The organism is Bacilliculturomica massiliensis (genome assembly GCF_900605495.1).
Lineage (GTDB): Bacteria > Bacillota > Clostridia > Peptostreptococcales > Anaerovoracaceae > Bacilliculturomica > Bacilliculturomica massiliensis.
Genome location: NZ_LR027603.1, coordinates 1,174,192 through 1,193,660, shown reverse-complemented (window position 1 = coordinate 1,193,660; position 19,469 = coordinate 1,174,192). Strand labels below are relative to the sequence as shown.

Sequence of the window (19,469 nt, the reverse complement as noted above, 5' to 3'; positions counted from 1 at the left end):
TCCTCCCGGAGATATTACTCAACAAGCCCATGATTTTTCAATTCCTTCTGCAGCAGCGCCAGCGTTTCCTCCGACGGCGCGCACAGGGGCAGACGGTATTCCTGACGGATCTTGCCCATCATGGCCAGCGCGGCTTTGACGGGAATGGGATTGACCTCTGCAAACAGAGCGTCGATGAGCGGTTTCAGCTCGATCTGCTGCTTGGCCGCGCCCACCGTATCTCCAGCTATGTAGTCCTGTACCATGCGGTGCATCTGACGGGGAATGATGTTTGCCGCCGTGGAGATCACGCCTTTGCCTCCCAGGGCCATGAAGGGCACTGTGGAATCGTCGTTGCCCGAGTAGAGGGCGAACTGATCGGAGCAGTATTTGGCGATATCCACTACCTGTGAAATGTTTCCGCTGGCTTCTTTGATGCCGCAGATGTTGGGATGGCGGCAGAGTCTGGATACAGCAAAAGGACTGATGTTCACACCAGTCCGGCCCTGTACGGAATAGATAATCATGGGAACGGTTATCTCGTCTGCGATGGCCAGGTAATGTTCGATCAGTCCTTTTTGAGTACATTTGTTGTAATAAGGGGTGACCATCAGCAGTCCGTCTGCACCGGCGTCGATCAGGGCTTTGCTCATCTCGACGGCGTGTTTTGTATCGTTGCTGCCTGCTCCCGCTATGACGGGGACCCGGCCACGCACCTTATCTATCGTAAATTTTACAACATCAATATGTTCTTTGTCGCTTAATGTAGATGCCTCTCCCGTGGTTCCGCAGCTGATGATAGCGTCGATCTCGTTTTCGATCTGCCAGTCGATCAGTGCTTCCAGGGCCGGAAAATCCACTTTTCCGTCTGCAAACGGCGTCACCAGAGCAACGCCGGCACCTGTAAATGTCATTCAGACATCCCTTCTTTCCGAATTTATTTGATTAATAATTCGGCGATCTGAACGGCGTTGGTCGCCGCGCCCTTTCTGATATTATCCGCTACAACCCAGAGGTTGATTCCGTTTTCCACACTGAAGTCTCTGCGGATCCGTCCTACGAAGACTTCGTCTTTTCCTGCCGCTTCTCTTGCGAGAGGGTATACGTTGTTCTTTGGATCATCCACGACCACGATGCCCGGGAAATCGGCCAGCGCCTTTCTCACGTCCTCCAATTCAAAGGGCGTTTCAAACTCGATGTTGATGCTCTCGCTGTGGGAGTCGAACACCGGTACGCGAACGGTGGTGGCTGTCACTTTGATCGTGTCGTCCCCCAGGATCTTGTGAGTCTCGTTGATCATCTTCATTTCTTCCTTTGTATATCCATTGTCGAGGAAGGAATCGATGTGGGGCAGACAGTTGCCCGCGATGGGATGAGGATAAGCCTGACACAGATCGTTGCCTTTGAGACCCTCCTTCAGGTCGTTGATTCCCTTTACGCCGGAACCGGAGACCGCCTGATAGGTGGAGTAGATGACTCTCTTGATCTTATACTTTTCGTGGAGGGGCTTCAGCACTACCATCGCCTGAATGGTAGAACAGTTGGGATTTGCGATGATCCCTTTGTTCCACTGGATATCGGCGGGATTGACTTCGGGGACCACAAGGGGGACCTCCGGGTCCATTCTCCACTGGCTGCTGTTGTCAACTACGGTAACGCCGTGAGCCGCCGCGATGGGCGCGTATTTTTCACTGGTGGAACCGCCTGCAGAAAACAGGGCGATGTCGATGGGTTTGTCGAAAGAGTGCTCTGTCAGCTCTTCCACTACATACTCCTTGCCCTTGAAAGTCACGGTACTGCCCGCGGATTTGGCGGAAGCCATCATATAGATGTTCTCGAAAGGGAAATCCCTGTCTTCGAGCACCTTCAAGAAGGTACTTCCAACCACTCCGGTAGCACCTACTACTGCAACGTTTGGTTTTCTGTTCATTTTCCTATCCTCCTGTTATATATATTCAATTAGTACATTGGATGCGAATGGTTTTAACAAATAATTAGAAACTATTATACTTCATTTCTCCGAAAATGTTAATTATTTTTTATACTATTATATATATATTTTTGCGCAAAATAAGTGCTCTTCTTTTCTTCAAAACAAAATTATGATATAATGCAGTGTTGTTACCTTTGGAATGCAGACGCTGTGAAATGACTGGACTGAAGGTAAATGAGACGCGGCGCGTCAAAACGATAATTGGAGGAAGGAATGGCAGAACAAAAGAAGACAACGGGCAGGTCGTCCGGTTCATCGAATAAAAGCACCGCAAGAAGCGGTTCCAGAAGCGCGGGCTCCAGCAGAGCAAAAAGCTCCCGCGGCGCAAAGAACAAGGAGGAACTGGAAAAGCTCGCGGCAAAAAAACGGCTCCGAGACGAGATCTGGTCCATCGTTCTCATCGCTCTGGGCGCTTTTCTTGTGGTATCCCTGCAGACGGAAGCCGCCGGTCAGTTCGGCCACGCGATCCAGCTTATGCTGAAGGGGTGTTTTGGGTTCGTGGCGTACATACTGCCGTACTATCTGATCCTGTACGGTATTTTACTGTTCACTAAGCACATGACGCATATCGGGACTCGTTCCGCCGTGTGTCTGCTGCTCGTATTTCTCATGGTCACCATCGTGAATTCCGGGCATTTTTTAACCGACGCCGGAACAGAGAAAATCACCTTTGGTTTCTTTAAAGAAGTCTTTGACAGCGGAACGACCCTGGAGAGCGGAGGCGTCTTCGGCATGTTCGTCGGCCTGCTGCTGGTAAAAGCCGTGGGGAAAATGGGTCTCTATATCTTTTCGCTCCTGGTCATCGCTGTCTGCGGTATGCTGGTGATCAACACTCCGATCTCACAGTTCCTGGACGGCTGGAAGGAAAAGCGGCTGGCGGCGCTGGCGAGAAGAGAGGAAGAGGACGCCGCGGCGGAGGCGCTGGGCATGGACGGGCCTTCATCGGGCATTTCCGGCCGGGGGCCTGCCGCAGCCTCTGCAAAAGAACCGGAGACCGTCAGGAGGCAGGCGCCTCCTGCAGCCCCCGTCCGCAGCGGCGGAACGGGAGGCAGTTTTTTCGGAGGTCTGGGGCTCTTCGGCTCGAAGCCGTCGGATACCGGCAGGAATCTGCCCCCGAATCTCAGTCCGGGTCAGCGAAAAATATTGGATTATATGCAGGACGACAGTCTGTTTGACGGGGCGGAGACCCGCGGGACAGGTCTGGGTCTGGAAGATCCGGTCATATCCACGCCAGGTATGGGACTGTGGGAGAGCAGGCCGGAGGGCGTCATTCCCGAAAAAACCGGTCTTCCTCCTGAGGAGCCGCCGTACGCCGCAGCCAGTTCTGCAGGCGCAGGCGGGATAGACCCGGGAGCCGGCGCAGCGGACGCTGCATACGCCGCTTCCTCCCATCAGGACGCCGGACACAGGGTGGAAGAACGCTTCGATATACCGGAGGATGGACCGGAAAGCCGCATCGCCGAGCTGATCGACCAGGAGGACGGCGACGAAAGCGAATTCAACTGGAACGCGCCGGTGGAACTCCCGGAAGAACCCGGCCTTCGTCTGGTGAAACCAGAGGATCCGGGCAGCTTCCGATCCTCAGCCAGCCAGCTGGATCCTGCGGAAGAAGGGTCCGGGAGCGGCAGTTCGGAGAGCGACAGTTGGGGCAGAAACAACGAGGAACACACGCTGCTGCAGTTCCCCTCCCGTCAGCGGGAGACCGCGGTTCCTGCCGGCGATACGGAAAGCGGCGGGGAACGCAGAGAGTCTTTTGCCGGCCCGGCGCATTCCGGGAAAAAGGACGACGCTCCCATCCCCGAGCTGAAGATCGTCAGCAGCGGCAAACCTCTGGCGGCCTATAAGATGCCGCCGGTGGATCTGCTGAACAAAGTAACGTCAGAGAAAGATATAGGAGAGCAGGTAGCTCTGCAGGCCAAGGCCATGAAGCTGGAGGAGACGCTCCACAACTTTGGCGTCAACGCCAAAGTCATCCAGGTGACGAAAGGGCCGGCCGTAACCAGATACGAGATCCAGCCCAACACCGGAGTGAAGGTCAGCAGCATCGTGCGTCTGTCCGACGACATCGCCCTGAATCTGGAAGCCAAGAGCATCCGCATGGAAGCGCCCATACCCGGAAAAGCAGCTGTGGGCATCGAGGTCGAAAACGACCGGGTGAATATGGTCAGCATCCGTGAGATCGTGGACTCCGCCGAGTTCAAGGCTGCAAAGTCGAAGATATCCTTCGCTGTGGGAAAAGATATCGCGGGAAACGCCATCGTGGCAGACCTGAAAGGCATGCCCCATCTGCTGATCGCAGGCTCCACCGGTTCCGGAAAGAGCGTGTGCATCAACAGCCTGATCATCAGTATTTTATATAAGGCGCGGCCAGACGAGGTCAAGCTGGTGCTCATCGACCCCAAAGTGGTAGAGCTGAGCAATTACAATGGGATCCCCCATCTGCTGATCCCGGTGGTCACCGATCCCTCCAAAGCCGCGGCGGCCCTGAACTGGGCGGTGGCTGAAATGGACGACCGTTACAACAAATTCGCCGAAGAACGGGTGCGCGATCTGGCCAGCTACAACGACGCGATCCGGGCGAAGGGCGGAGACGAGCCCACGCTGCCTCAGGTGGTCATCATCATCGACGAGCTGGCGGATCTGATGATGTCGGCTCCCTCCCAGGTGGAGGAGTCGATCTGCCGTCTGGCCCAGAAAGCCCGTGCGGCCGGCATGCATCTGATCGTGGCCACTCAGCGGCCCTCGGTGGATATTATCACCGGCGTGATCAAGGCCAACATTCCGTCGAGGATCGCCTTCGCCGTATCCTCACAGTTCGACTCCCGAACCATACTCGACATGGCGGGGGCGGAAAAACTGGTGGGGAAGGGCGATATGCTGTTCCATCCCATGGGCATGGGAAAACCTCTGCGCGTACAGGGATGCTTTATCTCCGACAGCGAGGTGCATAAAGTGATCGAGTACCTGAAAGACAACGGACCGGAGACAGAATACTCTTCCGAGGTGATCAACAGCATCGATAAAGCGCAGTCGGGCAGCGGCGGCAGCGGTGTGGACGACGATGAGGACGAACTGCTGGCCGAGGCCATCGAAACTGCGGTCCAGACGGAAAAGATCTCCGTCTCCATGCTGCAGCGGCGCTTCCGCATCGGATATAACCGCGCGGCCCGTCTGGTGGATATGATGGAGGCCAGAGGCATCATCGGCCCGGCCGACGGAAGCCGGCCCAGGAAAGTGCTCATGAGCATGGAGGAACTGGAAGCTCTGAACGCAGGAGCGGACGTCGCCGATCCCGCGGAGTCCTCATCCGGCCGGATCGACAGGGAAGACAGTCCGGAAAGGGACGGCTGATCCCCGGAAAAAAACAGACTGAGACAGAGAAACAGAGTAAGGGCCAACGAAAGGCCCGCTATACGAATATGGAAAATCGCCGCATAGTTTTGCCTTCGGGGCAAAAAAATAGTGATTAGGCGGCGCTGTTCCAAATAAGCAGAAAAGGACGGGAGTACGGATTGAAAATTTTTATCGAGACCCTGGGCTGTGAAAAGAACACGGCAGATTCCGAGAGCGCGGCGGGGATCCTCAGCCGCGGCGGTCATGAACTGGTATCCGCGCCGGAGGAAGCGGACGCGGTGATGGTAAACACCTGCGGCTTCATCAACGACGCGAAGGAGGAATCCATCGACCGCATCTTTGATATGGTCCAGCGCAAGAAAGAAGATGCGCTGCTGATCGTCTCCGGCTGTCTTGCCCAGCGGTACGGCGAGGCGCTGTTCAAGGAGATGCCTGAAGTAGATATTTTTCTGGGAGTCAACGATTATCCCCGGCTTCCGGAGATCCTGGCGAAGCACCAGATGGGAAAGCGGGAGAAGTACCTGAGCGCTTACGACAAGACCTACATCGAGACGGGTCTTCGCAGAAGAACAGGCGGCCAGAACTACACAGCCTCCATCAAGATCGCCGAGGGCTGCGACAACGTGTGTTCTTACTGCGTCATCCCGGCCATCCGGGGGCCCTATAGAAGCCGCCGGAGAGAAGATATCGTGGCCGAGGCGAAGCAGCTGGCGGCGGAGGGCTGCCGCGAACTGATAGTGATCGCCCAGGATACCTCTGCCTACGGACTGGATCTTTACGGAAGGCTCTGTCTGCCGGAACTGCTCCGCGATCTGTGCGCGGTGGAGGAGATCCGCTGGATCCGGCTCATGTACTGCTATGAAGACAAGATCACCGATGATCTGATCAGCGTCATGGCCTCTCAGGAAAAGATCTGCCACTATATCGATATACCGATACAGCACGCCAGCGACCGCGTGCTTTCCGCCATGAACCGCCACTCTACCCGGGCTTCTGTCACGGATACAGTGGCCCGGCTCAGGAAAGCCATGCCCGACATCCACATAAGGACCACGCTGATCGCCGGTCTTCCCGGCGAGACCGCGGAAGACTTTGAGATCCTCTGCGATTTTGTGGAACAAATGCGCTTTGAGAGACTGGGGGTCTTCGCATACTCCAGGGAAGAGGGCACGCCGGCCGCCGCCATGAAGGGGCAGGTCCGGGAACAGACGAAGCAGAAGCGCAGGGAAACCATCATGGCCATGCAGTGCGGGATCTCGCTGGAGAAGAACAGAGAGATGATCGGCAAGACCATCGAAGTGCTGGTGGAGGAGCGGGACGGGGAGAACAGCTACATCGGCCGCAGCCGTTACGACGCGCCTGAAATTGATAATTCCGTGATCTTTACCGCCCGCAGAGAACTGCAGCCCGGTGAGTTCGTTAACATCCGCGTCACGGACGCCTTCGATTACGATCTTGCGGGAGAGCTGATATAAACCGGATCGATCCATAGATTAAAGGAGAACAAATATGAATCTGCCCAACAAACTGACGGTGGCCCGTGTGGTCTCCGTGCCGTTTTTCATTGCGGCTTATGTTCTGGGATATAACGCGGCCGCTTTCGTCCTTTTTATCGCCGCTTCTTTTACTGATATGCTGGACGGAAAGATCGCCCGAAAATACAATCTCGTGACGAACTTCGGCAAGATCATGGACCCTCTGGCGGACAAGATCCTGGTCTATTCCGCCTTCTGCCTCATGGTGGAGGACGGGACCGTGCCGGGCTGGATGCTCATCGTCATCCTGGCCAGAGAATTCGTCATCGCCGGTATGCGGACCGTAGCAGCCTCGGAGGGCATCGTCATCGCCGCCGGCATGAGCGGAAAGATCAAGACGGTGCTGCAGATGATCGCGGTGCCGGCGCTGCTGCTGCTTCCCATCGCCGCCACATACGCCGCAGGGCTTTATCACGGTCTTTTCTATTTGGCATACGGCTTTCTCTGGGCGTCGGTCATCATGACCGTGTACTCGGGGATCGAATACGTGCTTCAGAATCGCAGCGTCTTCTCCATGTAACGGAAGATATCATCAGATATTACGAAAGCCAGGAGGTTTACGGCAATGAAATGTGCATTACTATCAGTAGGAACAGAGATTCTTTTCGGACAGATCGTCAATACAAATACGGTCTTTCTGTCCCAGCAGATGAATCTCATGGGGATCGACGTCATGTATCACTACACGGTGGGAGACAATCCGCAGAGACTGGCCGCTCTTATCGAACACGCGTTTCTTGACTGCGATCTGATCGTGGCTACGGGAGGTCTGGGACCTACGCAGGACGATCTGACAAAGGAAACGGCCGCTCAGGTCCTCCACGACGAAGTCGTGCTGCATCCCCGTTCGCTGGAACGACTGAAATCCAGATATGGACAGATGCACAGACAGATGACGGAAAACAACCTGAAGCAGGCCTGGTTTCCCTCGAGAGCCGTGGTCTTCGACAACGACGAGGGGACGGCTCCGGGATTTGCCTTATCCGAAAACGGAAAGACGATCATCTGCATGCCTGGGCCTCCCAGAGAAATGAAGGCGATGTTTGAAAAACAGGTAAAGCCTTATCTGGAAAAACAGACGGACAGCACGATCTACTACCGTATGATCCGCACATTCGGCCTGGGCGAATCGCTCATGGAGACGAAACTCTTAGATCTGATCAACGCTCAGACAGACCCTACGCTGGCCACCTACGCCAAAGAGGGAGAATGCACGCTGCGCATCGCGTCCAAGCGGGCTACCAGAGAAGAGGCGAAAGCGGCGGTTGACGAGATGCTGGTGAAAGTCCGGGAAGTGATCGGCGAATTCATTTACAGTGAAAACGATGAGGAATACTATCAGGTGGTGGGCCGAAAGCTGATGGAGCGGGGCATCACCATTTCCAGCGCCGAATCCTGCACCGGCGGTCTGTTCGCGAAGACTATGACGGATATTCCGGGGATCTCCGCCGTCTTTGACCGGGGGATCGTCACCTACAGCAACCAGGCCAAAATGGAGGAGCTGGGCGTGAAGGGAGAAACGCTGGAGCGTTTCGGCGCGGTCAGCGAGGAGACGGCTGGCGAGATGGCCGCGGGGCTTGCCCGCGTTACCGGAAGCAGGCTCTGCGTCTCGGTCACCGGTGTGGCGGGGCCGGATGGCGGCACTCCTGAAAAACCCGTGGGTCTGGTCTATATCGGCGTGGCTTTTGATGGGAAGGTCCGCTGCGAACGGCACCAGATGCGAAACGTGGGCCGGGCCTGGAACCGAAATTACACTCTGCTTCTCATGCTGGACGCTGTCAACCGGGCGATCGAAGAATAACTTTACATTTGATTTAATTTATGTTATATTATGGATAACGACATAAAAAGCCCTTGACGCAGGAGAAAGAATCGTATAAGATGAACTAAGAACAAATGTTCTTTTTTGGGACGATCAGACTTCCCGCCGGCGGGGGTTTCGGCGGACAGTACATTTTGCCCGCAGCCGGACAGAGACAGGGAAAGGGATTGCCGCAAGGCAGAAACGGAGGATAACGTGGCAGTTAGCAAGGACGAAAAAGAAAAAGCATTAGAAGCAGCCATGCTTCAAATTGAAAAGCAGTTTGGAAAAGGCTCGATCATGAAGCTGGGCAGCGACAGCCGCAATATGGGCATCGACGCGATCTCTACAGGATCGGTGAGCCTGGACGTGGCCACCGGCATCGGAGGCGTTCCCAAGGGCAGGATCATTGAGATCTACGGACCGGAGTCTTCCGGAAAGACGACGCTCACCCTACATATCATCGCCGAAGCCCAGAAATCCGGAGGAAAAGCCGCCTTCATCGACGCGGAGCACGCCCTGGATCCCGAATACGCGTCCAATCTGGGCGTGGATATCGACGAGCTGCTGGTCTCCCAGCCGGATACGGGAGAGCAGGCGCTGGAGATCTGCGAGATGCTGGTCAGAAGCAACGCCATCGACATCATCGTGGTGGACTCCGTGGCGGCCCTGGTCCCGAAGGCGGAGATACAGGGGGAGATGGGTGATTCCCACGTGGGCCTGCAGGCCAGACTCATGTCCCAGGCCCTGCGAAAGCTGGCGGGCGCCATCAACAAATCAAACTGCGCCGTAGTTTTCATCAACCAGCTCCGTGAGAAGGTGGGCATCATGTTCGGCAATCCGGAAGTCACCACCGGCGGAAGGGCGCTGAAATTTTACGCCTCCATGCGAATGGACGTCCGGCGTGTGGAATCCATCAAGATGGGCGATCAGCTGATCGGAAACAGAACCAGAGTCAAGCTGGTCAAAAATAAAGTGGCTCCGCCGTTCAAGCAGGCTGAATTCGATATCATGTACGGCAGGGGCATCTCCCGGGAGGGCGACGTTCTGGACTGCGCTGTGGAGCATAAGCTGGTGGAAAAAGCCGGCGCCTGGTACAGTTACAACGGAGACCGCATCGGACAGGGCCGTGAGAACGTCAAAGTCTACCTGTCCGAACATCCGGATATTCTGGAGGAGCTCTACGCCAAGATCAAGCAGTCCATCAAGGCGGAAAATAAAGACGACGCCAAAGACAAGGACAAAGATAAGGATAATGGGACCAAGGCTGATACAAAAGCCGGAAGAGGCGGAAAAAACGGCGCTCAGGCTGCCGGCGGAGCATCGGGTCTCCTTGTGGACGAGGACGGCGTTATCATCGAGGAATAAGCCGGAGGACCGGCTCCGAGAAGAAAATAACAGCGTTTTCCTCGATCATCTGAGCGGAACGGAGGGAATTTTGCCGCCCGAGGCCGTCAGCGCACGAATTTCACCGATTTCAACGTTTTTTTGCGTGGAATTCATTGACACAGGCTGTCCTGTGTGATATTATATTTGACTGTAAGCCGCTCAAACTGGGCTTTTGGAAAAGCGTCTCCGGCGCTTGCCCACACTGGCGAGACTGGATAGAGGAGGTAAAGAAAGTATGTATGCAGTAATTGAAACCGGCGGAAAGCAGTACCGCGTTCAGCAGGGCGACGTCATCAGCGTTGAGAAGCTCAAAGTAGAAGCGGGTGACAGAGTGACCTTTGATAAGGTGCTGGCAGTGAACGACGGAACGGAACTCAAAGTAGGCACCCCTGCGGTGGACGGAGCGACCGTGTCCGGAAGCGTAGTCGAGAACGGAAAAGGAAAGAAGGTCATCATCTTCAAGTACAAATCCAAGAAGGACTACAGAAAGAAGCAGGGCCACAGACAGCCTTACACCATGATCAGGATCGACGAATTCTCCGTTGACGGAAAAGTGACGAAGGCTCCGGAAGCCCCGAAAGCAGCCGAACTGAACACGGAAAAGGAAGAAGCCGTTGACGCCAAGGCGGAAAAGGTTTCCCTGAAGTCCATGAAGAAGGCTGAATTGATCGCATTTGCAAAAGAGCACAACATCGAGATCGATGAGAAGGCAAAGAACGCAGATATGATCGCTGCTATCGAAGCAGCTTTGAAATAGTATTTCAGATTTTTTTCCTATACAGTGAGGAGGTGAACGATCCATGGCAAGTAAGAAGGGTGTAGGCAGCTCGAAAAACGGTAGAGACAGTGAGTCGAAACGGTTAGGAGTGAAGAGAGCCGACGGTCAGTTCGTCAGCGCCGGAAGCATTTTGGTTCGTCAGAGAGGAACGAAGTTCCATCCCGGAAATAATGTAGGCATTGGCGGAGACGATACTCTGTTTGCGAAAGAGTCCGGTGTTGTCAAGTTCGAAAGATATGACAAAACCAGAAAGAAAGTAAGCGTTTATCCGAAGGAAGCTTAAGACGGAGCCCCTATGTTTTCATAGGGGCTTATTTTTTCTTTCTCCACATGGAAAAATACGGCTAAAAGCCGCTGAACATCCTTCGGAAAATAGCTGCCGTTCACATGAAGGAAGATAAAAACGGATAAACTAATGACGGCTAATGACAGCTTTCCCACCGCGCATCATCCGGCGGGAAAACAGATGAGAGAAACAGAGGTGGCCCATGTTTGTAGATAGAGCCAGAATCACAATTAAATCAGGAAAAGGCGGGAACGGCTGCGTATCTTTTCGCAGAGAACCCTTTGTGCCTCAGGGAGGACCTGACGGCGGCGACGGCGGAAAAGGCGGAGACGTTATTATCCGCGCCAACGCCAGTCTGCGCACGCTGATGGATTTCCGCTACAAAAGAAAATACGAGGCGCAGTCCGGCGAGGACGGCAGAAAGAAAAAGCAGTTCGGCAAAAAGGGCGAAGATCTGGTCATCAGCGTTCCGCCCGGCACGGTGGTCATCGATCAGGCCACAGGGCTGGTGATGAAAGATCTGGTCCACGATGGAGATTCCGTCGTGGCGGCCAGAGGCGGAAAAGGGGGAAAGGGCAATCCTAATTTTATGAATTCGGTGCGGCAGGCTCCCAATTTCGCCGAAGCGGGGGGCTTTGCCCAGGAGAGATCCATTACGCTGGTGCTGAAGCTCATCGCCGACGTGGGATTGGTTGGATTTCCCAATGTAGGAAAATCTACTTTGCTTTCCGTGTGCACCAGCGCGTCGCCTAAGATCGCCGATTATCATTTTACTACCATCACGCCGAATCTGGGCGTGGTGCAGATGTACGACACCAGCTTCGTCATGGCGGATATACCCGGACTCATCGAAGGAGCGCACACTGGAGCCGGCCTGGGACTGGATTTTCTGAAGCACATCGAGCGGACGAAGATGCTGATCCACGTGGTGGACGTGTCCGGTTCCGAGGGCAGAGATCCTGTGGAGGATTTTGAAAAGATCAACCGGGAGCTCACATCCTACGGAAAGAAGCTGCCGGCGAAACCTCAGATCGTGGCGGCCAACAAGATCGACATGGCCACGGACGAACAGTACGAGATCTTCAAGAACCATGTAGAAGGAAAGGGCTATCAGGTCTTTCCACTCTCCGCGCCCATCAATCACGGCGTCAAGGAGCTTCTGCAGGCGGTTCTCCGCCAGCTGGAAGAGCTGAGAGAAATGCCGGAAGAAGAGGAAGACTACCAGTGGTTCGATTTCAGTAAGGAGGATGAGGACGAGGATTACAGAGAGATCTACGTCTCAAAGGAAGGTCCTGTCTTCGTGCTCAAGGGCAGGCAGCTGGAAAAGATCTTCAATTCCACCAACTTTAACGATACCGGTTCCACCAGATATCTGTACCGCTACATCGAAAAGAAAGGCGCCATCGAACGCCTGAAGGAGATGGGCCTGAAGGACGGCGATATCATCCGTATCATCGATTATGAGATGGAGTATTTCGACGAATAAGCAGGAGACCTGATGCATCAGGAGTGATAGAAAACAAAAACAGGTGAACAACTCACTCAGACGGTTGTTCACCTGTTTTTATTCTGTCATTTTACAGATCGACCTTGAAGGACACGACCTTTCCGATGTAGTTGATCCGGTCCCACTCCTCGTAGAGATAGATCTGCTGGGATTTGTCGTCGGGCACCAGGAGATAGCGTTCCCCCCTCATGAAGAACAGGCGCCGCAGGGTGGGAATACGCCGGCCCTCCGGATAAAAAGCGATAATGTCGCGGTCCTTCAGCAGGTCCATTTTCGTAGGCATGATGTACAGATATGCGTGGCTGGGAATGAATGGGGCCATGGAGCTGTCCGCCAGAAAAAAATTGATCAGTTCGCCCTGGACGTCGGCTTTGACCGCCTCGCCGCTGGCCAGCGTGATCTCACGGATCAGATCCTTGGCTCGGGTCGTGTCGTCCGAACTGACGTATTTAGAAGAGACTTCCAGCGTGGAGAGCACATCCAGACTCTCGATCTGCTTTCGGAACTCCTTAGAGACTTCGCCGTTGTTGTCGTAGCGGCAGAGCGTCTCAAGCATGATCTTATTCAGCGCGGAGGAAGCCAGCATGTATTCGCGGACCAGCTCGGGCGCTTTTTCCAGATAGCCCTGAAAGACCAGCCTGGACTGATCCTTTCCGCCGCAGACCTTGGCGAGGACCAGGGAAACTTCCTCCGACGGAGGCGGCAGCTTCCCATTTTTCAGCTGTGAGATATAGGATGGTGTGATATTCAGATCCAGATCGGCGCATCTCTTGGAAATCTGTCTGAGGGAAAGCTCACTGTCGGAGATCATCCGATCCAGCATCTGTGCATACTTCATGGTAGCGGCCTCCTTGCAAGCCCGATTTGTCGAAAGATATTGCTGTTAAATCTATATTTAACTATACCTTTTTCGTCGAACTATGTCAAATCATTTACAAGATATTGGGGAGAATTCTGCTCACATGCAGTAAAAACTACTAAATAAGGATTCCGCTTTTTGTTTGACAGAACAGGGGCCGGAGCAATATAATAGTAGAGACATGGGAAGGAGCCTGAAGATGACCGCAGAGAGACAAACACAGGAGAATCAATATCCCGGCCTGGCGGAATGCGAGACGCTATGGCGGGAGTACGGCACGCCGGACCGCGTGATCGGGCACTGCAAAGCCGTTTCCGCGGCGGCAGGCGCCATGGCCCGGCGCCTGAATGAGAAAGGCTTCAGACTGAATGTTCCCTTGACGGAAGCTGCAGGCTGGCTGCACGATATCGCCAGAGCAGACGACTACCACTGGGACCGGGGAGCGGATCTGGCGGAACGTCTGGGATACTCCGATGTGGCTGATATCATCCGGAGTCACATGAGCTATCTCATCGACAGTAAAAAAGAAGAGATCACCGAAACGGATCTGGTCTGTATGGCAGACCGCATGGTGAAAGAAAATCGCTATGTGGGCCCCGATGAACGAATGGATTATATCATCGAAAAAGCGAAGGATTTTCCCGGAGCTGAGGAAAACATCCGCGCCTCATTCCGCGAGATCCGCGCTTTGAAACAGCGGATCGAAGGGATCATCGGAGTCGGTCTGGACGATTTGCTGGGTTCTGAATAAGCTCCCTTTGTCATATGTTTTAACATAGAGACAAAGGGGGTTTTTTTATGGGAAGAAGACGGTTTGGAAGCAGGATGGGACGCCGCAGCGGGACGGCCGGGACCCGCGGTGCAATGGGCGCCAAAGCCGGAAAAACACTGGTCCGTCAGATCATCATATGTATCGTGATCGTTCTGTTCGCCATCGCCGTAAAAAAAATGGATCACGCTATGACAAACAGGGCGCTGGACACTGTGCAGACCTTCATGCAGAAGGATTATTCAGGTATGGCCATCGTGGATTCAGCCAAAACTGTGTTTTCGCATCTCGGCAGCCTTCCGGAAGCCGTGGAGACGGCCATGGCTGACGGACGCCGCCAGCTGGCGTTCATCGAGCCCTGCAACGCGGAAGCTCTCATCATGACCTTCGGCGGACAGGGAAACACCGACGGGAGCGAACGCTCCTACGCGGGTATGAAGTACAGCTCTGAACAGGAACTGCAGGTCTACGCCTCCTCCGGCGGAACCGTGATCGCGGTAGAAGGAGAGGAAGGAAATCAGAGGGTCCGCATCAGCCACGGCGGCGAGCTGGAGACCCAGTATGCCGGCTGTACGGCGGTCTATGTCAAGCCTCTGGAAAAAGTGAGAAAGGGTCAGCTGATCGCCTCCGTTACCCCCGGGGATCAGAGCTGCCTGACGTTCTCCATGTGGAAGGGCGGAGACGCGGTCAATCCGGCGGATTACATCGCGTTCTGATCCTTATATGATCTCGTGCCGCGTCTCTGGTATAAAAACCGAGTTTCATCTTTCGTATTTTCTGCTGGTGGCAGTGATCTGTATTTTTGGCCACTGTATTCTGGCCGTCGCTTCCACCGGCTTTTCTTTCCTTCACGAGCTGGCCCACGCCGCCGCCGCAAAGAAGCTCGGTTACACTCCCGAAAAAATATCTGCCGGACTGTTCGGGGGGGTCCTGCATTTGAGAGAAAGTGTCATCAAACCAAAGGATCAGCTGATCATCCATCTGGCCGGTCCGCTGTTCAATATTGTCTGCGCCACGGGTCTGTACAGTCTTTCCATGTTCTTTCCGCAGCCTTGGATCATGGAGCTGACCATGGCCAATCTGATCCTGGGACTGTTCAATCTCATGCCTTTTTACCCGCTGGACGGGGGAAAACTGATGAATCTCTATCTGGCTTTCTTTTTCGGTTTTCGGCGGGCGGAACAGGTCTCCAAAATTTTTTCCCGTTTATTTTCACTTTTCCTTTTCCTTTTGGGGATTTACTTGGTAAAATATAATTTGGCGAATCTGCTGGTATCGGCCCTGGGAATCAATCTCGCTATTGCAGAACGGGACGACAACAGCTTTTTGTTTTACAAGCTGACAAAGAATATCGAAGTGGGGTCCGCAGGGAGGGAGCCCAAGATAAGGGTCTGCAGAAATGACGAGTCCGCGCTGAAGATCCTGGAGTCTTACAAGCCTCAGGAAAATCGGCTGTTCACCGTAGTGAACTATAAAGGGAGCTACAAAGGACAGCTGACGGAGGAAGATGTGCTCTCGGGAATCTACGACTGCGGGATCTACGCCGATTTCGACAGACTTTTGCATTGGAAAAGAAACAGAAACAGGAAGGTCGAATAATATGACATGGAATGAACAACTGGACAAGTTACTGCGCAGAGTGGAAAAGCCCGCGCGGTATATCGGCGGAGAGCTCTACTCCGTGGAGAAGGACCCTGGATCCGTGGCCACGCGGTTTGGCTTTGCATTTCCGGATACCTATGAGATCGGGATGTCTTATCTGGGGCTGCAGATCATCTATCACGTGCTGAACGGCATGGAAAGCGTCTACTGCGAGCGGGTGTTCGCTCCCGCTCAGGACATGGAGGCTCTGATGCGGGCGGAAAATATGCCGCTTTTCACCTTGGAGACAAAGACGCCTCTCACTGAAATGGATATCGTAGGCTTTACGCTGCAGTACGAGCTGTCTTTTACGAATATCGTCAATATGCTGGATCTGGCGGGGATCCCCATCCTGAGCAGCGACAGAAAAGAGGGCGACCCCTTTGTGGCCGCCGGCGGACCCTGCGCCTACAACCCGGAGCCGCTGGCTCCTGTGCTGGATTTCGTCATGCTGGGCGACGGTGAGGATTCTCTGCGGGAGGTATGCGCCGCTCATGAGGAGTGGAAGGCCTCCGGAGCGCCCAGAACTGCGTTTTTAGAGACGATCTGCCGGATCCCGGGCATCTATGTCCCCGCGTTTTACGAGCCTGTCTACGACGAAGAGGGCAGCTTTTCACATATGAACAAGCTTTTTGACGCCGCGCCGGACACGGTGGAGAAGCGTATCGTTGAAGATCTGAACGCGGCGGATTTTCCGGAAAAAAACATCGTTCCTCTGATCGACGTGGTCCACGACAGAGCCGTGGTGGAGATCTTTCGCGGCTGTACGAGAGGATGCCGTTTCTGTCAGGCCGGCATGATCTACCGCCCCGTGCGGGAACGTTCAAAGGAGCGGATCAAGGAACTGGCCAAGAGCCAGATCGAAGCCACAGGTTACGACGAAATGTCCATCCTTTCCCTGTCCACCAGCGACCACTCGGAGATCGAGCCTCTGGTCACGGAACTGATGGAGATGTGCAGATCCAACAATGTAGCGCTGTCGCTCCCGTCTCTGAGACTGGATTCCTTTTCCTTCAAGGTGCTTCAGGAGATCCAGGGCTACAAGAAATCGGGGCTGACCTTCGCTCCGGAAGCCGGGTCTCAGCGGCTGCGGGATGTGATCAACAAAAATATCACGGAAAAAGATATATACAGCGCCATGGAGCAGGCCATCGAACTGGGATGGACAGGCGTGAAGCTGTATTTTATGGTGGGCCTTCCCACGGAGACCTTTGAGGATCTGGACGGCATCGTGGAGATCGCAGGGGGCATCATGGAGATCGCCCGCCGGGCGGGCGGCGGAAAACGGGGACGCTTCAATGTGACGGTAAGCGTTTCCAATTTTGTTCCCAAGGCTCACACGCCCTTTCAGTGGTGCGCCCAGGACACGGAAGAGAGCTTTGAGGAGAAGCATCTTTATCTGAAGGACAAGCTGAAAAAGATCAAGGGCGTATCTTTCCATTACCACGGGACCCACACCAGTCATCTGGAAGCGGTCTTCGCCAGAGGCGACAGGCGCGTCTGTCAGGTACTGCTCAAGGCATGGGAGCTGGGCTGTAAATTCGACGGCTGGTCTGAGTATTTCAACTATCAGCTCTGGCAGGAGGCCTTCCGCCTGACCGGGATCAGCAGCGACGAATACGCTCTGCGCACCATAGACCCCGCGGCGCCGCTGCCCTGGGATCACCTGAGCTGCAGCGTGAGCAAGAAATTCTTCCAGATGGAATGGGACCGCGCGCAGAAGGAAGAGACCACCCACGACTGCCGGCACGGCTGCGTGGGCTGCGGCGTCAACAGCAGGACGAAATGTCAGAGGGAGGGCACATTATGAGCCGATATGTGATACAGTTCTACAAGGATGGAAACATGAGATACATTTCCCACCTTGATCTGCTGCGTCTGTTCAAACGGACCTTCAAGCGCACAGGGATCCGGCTCATCTATTCCCAGGGCTTCAATCCCCATCCCCGGATGAGCTTTGTACAGCCCTTATCCCTTGGATATGCCAGCGATAAAGAATACCTGGATTTCGAGACGACAGAGCAGCTGGACTGCCGCGAGATCATCTCCCGCCTGAACGGGGCTATGCCCGCCGGCGTGGGTATAATCGGCTGCCGGGAGCTCCCCCCAACCAAGAGGACTCTGGCCGCTCTGGTGGAGTACGCAGTCTATGAAGCGTCCTTCGAACTTTCAGAACCCATCCCGTGGCGGGAAAAGCTGGAGGAATTCCTGGCTCAGGAACAGATCCTGGTTGAAAAAAAGCAGAAAAAAACGGGAAAGCTGGTGGAGCAGGATATTCGCCCTATGATCCTCAAGGTCGAACCGCTGGAGCGCAGCAAAAATAACGATAAATATATTTCGTTAACCTTGCTGACCTGCGCGGGCAGCAATCGAAATCTCAATCCAGAGACGCTTCTGTCGGCGTTCTGCAGCTTCTGCGGCCTTTCCTACGCCGCGGAGACCGCTTCGATCCGGCGAAAGGAGCTGTACTGCGGCGGTCAGAACGGCCGGGACGGACTGGTGTCCGTTATGGAATACACGCCTCAGAATCATTAGACCGCCGGCAGGCGGAACAGCCATGTGAATATGACGGGAGGACTTTGTGGAAAGGTCCTCCTGTTTTTTTGTGCAGGAAGGCCACAGTGACCGGGCAGCTGCCGCCGTACTGACATTCGTCTACAGGTATCCATAATAATCCTGAATAATAATTAATTGACATTTGCACTCACAAAATGTATAATAATCCCATATAGGGAACGTCGTTGTATTTCAATCGTGTCTCCGGATATTTTCCGGCAGGCACGGCACAGACGCAGGGAGGGCTGCCATGACAAGAGAGAGTCAGATGTTTGCCGCCATGAAAAAGAAGAAGATGATGGCGGGCTGTTGCTTTATCGCAGTTGTTCTCGTTCTCACCATCCTGAAAGGAGGCGTGTTGTTTCAGGAAAAAGAGGAGATCATAACGGAGTCGGGCGAGTGTGAGACGTCGGGATCAGAAACCGCGTCGGGCGACCAGGGAGAGGGACGCTCCGCCTCCTCAGGCCAGATCAACGGAGAGGCCAGCGGCGGAACCCATGAAGAAGCCGGCAGCGGCGTACCCCGCATGGTGGTAGACGTGGCCGGAGCCGTCAGTTCTCCGGGTATCTACATCCTGCCCCAGGGGAGCAGAGTCTACGAGGCTGTGGACCAGGCCGGCGGCCTGACTGAAGAAAGCGACCTCCGGGAGATCAACCTGGCGGCGGAGCTTCTGGACGGTGAAAAGCTCTATATCCCTTCCCGTGGGGATTACGCGCAGAGCGCAGAGACAGAAGGGCGCTCCGCCGGCGGCGACGTGAAGGAGACCGGCTGCAGAGCCGGATCCGATGCAAAAAAAATCAACATCAACACGGCGGATTCCTCTGAACTGCAGACGCTGAATGGCGTCGGTCCCTCCACCGCCCGGCGCATCCTCGATTATCGCAGGGAAAACGGCCGCTTCCGGGCGATCGATGAGCTCAAGAATGTGAAAGGGATCGGCGATAAAACCTTTCAAAAGCTGAAAGAAAGCATTTCTGTCACATAATGTATAAACTTTTCCGCTGCTGCCCACAATAACCATG

General features: G+C 54.6%; 16 protein-coding genes and 1 pseudogene. 14 read left to right on the top strand and 3 right to left on the bottom strand.

What is annotated here, in order from left to right; all coding sequences use genetic code 11:
• Positions 1-14: 14 nt before the first annotated feature.
• Together dapA and E0E37_RS14715 are read right to left on the bottom strand one after the other, a co-directional pair.
• The gene (dapA, locus tag E0E37_RS14720) at positions 15-893 is read right to left on the bottom strand and encodes a 4-hydroxy-tetrahydrodipicolinate synthase (protein WP_130863749.1); all 879 of its coding nucleotides are present in this window, start codon (positions 891-893) and stop codon (positions 15-17) included.
• A 23-nt stretch (positions 894-916) separates the two neighbouring features.
• Positions 917-1,909 carry an aspartate-semialdehyde dehydrogenase gene (locus tag E0E37_RS14715; protein WP_130863748.1) on the bottom strand — a complete coding sequence of 331 codons (993 nt, stop codon included), beginning with the start codon at positions 1,907-1,909 and terminating at the stop codon, positions 917-919.
• A gap of 276 nt (positions 1,910-2,185) precedes the next feature.
• Here E0E37_RS14715 and E0E37_RS14710 point away from each other — a divergent pair, with 276 nt between their 5' ends.
• The 8 genes and pseudogenes from E0E37_RS14710 (at position 2,186) to obgE (ending at position 12,601) form a co-directional block, all read left to right on the top strand.
• Positions 2,186-5,323, top strand: coding sequence for an FtsK/SpoIIIE family DNA translocase (locus tag E0E37_RS14710; protein ID WP_246019745.1), 3,138 nt, complete (start codon positions 2,186-2,188; stop codon positions 5,321-5,323).
• Between the two features lie 161 nt (positions 5,324-5,484).
• Positions 5,485-6,801 (top strand): 30S ribosomal protein S12 methylthiotransferase RimO, encoded by a 1,317-nt coding sequence (gene rimO / locus E0E37_RS14705; protein ID WP_130863747.1) that lies wholly within the window; start codon positions 5,485-5,487, stop codon positions 6,799-6,801.
• Between the two features lie 34 nt (positions 6,802-6,835).
• On the top strand, positions 6,836-7,381 hold the full coding sequence (gene pgsA, locus E0E37_RS14700; protein ID WP_130863746.1) for a CDP-diacylglycerol--glycerol-3-phosphate 3-phosphatidyltransferase: 546 nt from the start codon (positions 6,836-6,838) through the stop codon (positions 7,379-7,381).
• A gap of 45 nt (positions 7,382-7,426) precedes the next feature.
• Positions 7,427-8,662, top strand: a complete 1,236-nt coding sequence (locus E0E37_RS14695) for a competence/damage-inducible protein A (RefSeq protein ID WP_130863745.1) — start codon at positions 7,427-7,429, stop codon at positions 8,660-8,662.
• Between the two features lie 261 nt (positions 8,663-8,923).
• Positions 8,924-10,030 carry a recombinase RecA gene (recA, locus tag E0E37_RS14690; RefSeq protein WP_130864491.1) on the top strand — a complete coding sequence of 369 codons (1,107 nt, stop codon included), beginning with the start codon at positions 8,924-8,926 and terminating at the stop codon, positions 10,028-10,030.
• A 256-nt stretch (positions 10,031-10,286) separates the two neighbouring features.
• Positions 10,287-10,592: pseudogene (gene rplU / locus E0E37_RS18930) on the top strand (50S ribosomal protein L21); the annotation flags it as partial.
• A 259-nt stretch (positions 10,593-10,851) separates the two neighbouring features.
• Positions 10,852-11,112, top strand: coding sequence for a 50S ribosomal protein L27 (gene rpmA / locus E0E37_RS14680; RefSeq protein ID WP_130863743.1), 261 nt, complete (start codon positions 10,852-10,854; stop codon positions 11,110-11,112).
• A 205-nt stretch (positions 11,113-11,317) separates the two neighbouring features.
• Positions 11,318-12,601: a GTPase ObgE gene (gene obgE, locus E0E37_RS14675; protein ID WP_130863742.1), complete on the top strand. Its 1,284-nt coding sequence runs from the start codon at positions 11,318-11,320 to the stop codon at positions 12,599-12,601.
• Between the two features lie 91 nt (positions 12,602-12,692).
• On the opposite strand, the gene E0E37_RS14670 is transcribed toward obgE, so the two are convergent.
• Entirely contained in the window at positions 12,693-13,460 is a 768-nt protein-coding gene (locus E0E37_RS14670; protein WP_130863741.1) for a S24/S26 family peptidase, read from the bottom strand.
• Positions 13,461-13,680: 220 nt separating this feature from the next.
• Between E0E37_RS14670 and E0E37_RS14665 the strand changes: the two genes are divergently transcribed.
• From E0E37_RS14665 to E0E37_RS14640, 6 genes are all read left to right on the top strand, one after another.
• Positions 13,681-14,232 (top strand): HD domain-containing protein, encoded by a 552-nt coding sequence (locus E0E37_RS14665; protein ID WP_165445379.1) that lies wholly within the window; start codon positions 13,681-13,683, stop codon positions 14,230-14,232.
• A gap of 47 nt (positions 14,233-14,279) precedes the next feature.
• On the top strand, positions 14,280-14,966 hold the full coding sequence (locus tag E0E37_RS14660) for a M23 family metallopeptidase (protein WP_130863739.1): 687 nt from the start codon (positions 14,280-14,282) through the stop codon (positions 14,964-14,966).
• Between the two features lie 7 nt (positions 14,967-14,973).
• On the top strand, positions 14,974-15,849 hold the full coding sequence (locus tag E0E37_RS14655; protein WP_330548589.1) for a site-2 protease family protein: 876 nt from the start codon (positions 14,974-14,976) through the stop codon (positions 15,847-15,849).
• A gap of 1 nt (position 15,850) precedes the next feature.
• On the top strand, positions 15,851-17,701 hold the full coding sequence (locus E0E37_RS14650; RefSeq protein ID WP_130863737.1) for a TIGR03960 family B12-binding radical SAM protein: 1,851 nt from the start codon (positions 15,851-15,853) through the stop codon (positions 17,699-17,701).
• Entirely contained in the window at positions 17,698-18,426 is a 729-nt protein-coding gene (locus E0E37_RS14645; RefSeq protein ID WP_165445378.1) for a TIGR03936 family radical SAM-associated protein, read from the top strand. Before E0E37_RS14650 ends, E0E37_RS14645 begins: the two co-directional genes overlap by 4 nt.
• 271 nt (positions 18,427-18,697) lie before the next feature.
• A complete protein-coding gene (locus E0E37_RS14640) occupies positions 18,698-19,432 on the top strand; it encodes a helix-hairpin-helix domain-containing protein (RefSeq protein WP_130863735.1) in 735 nt (244 codons plus the stop codon).
• The last annotated feature ends 37 nt before the right edge of the window (positions 19,433-19,469 follow it).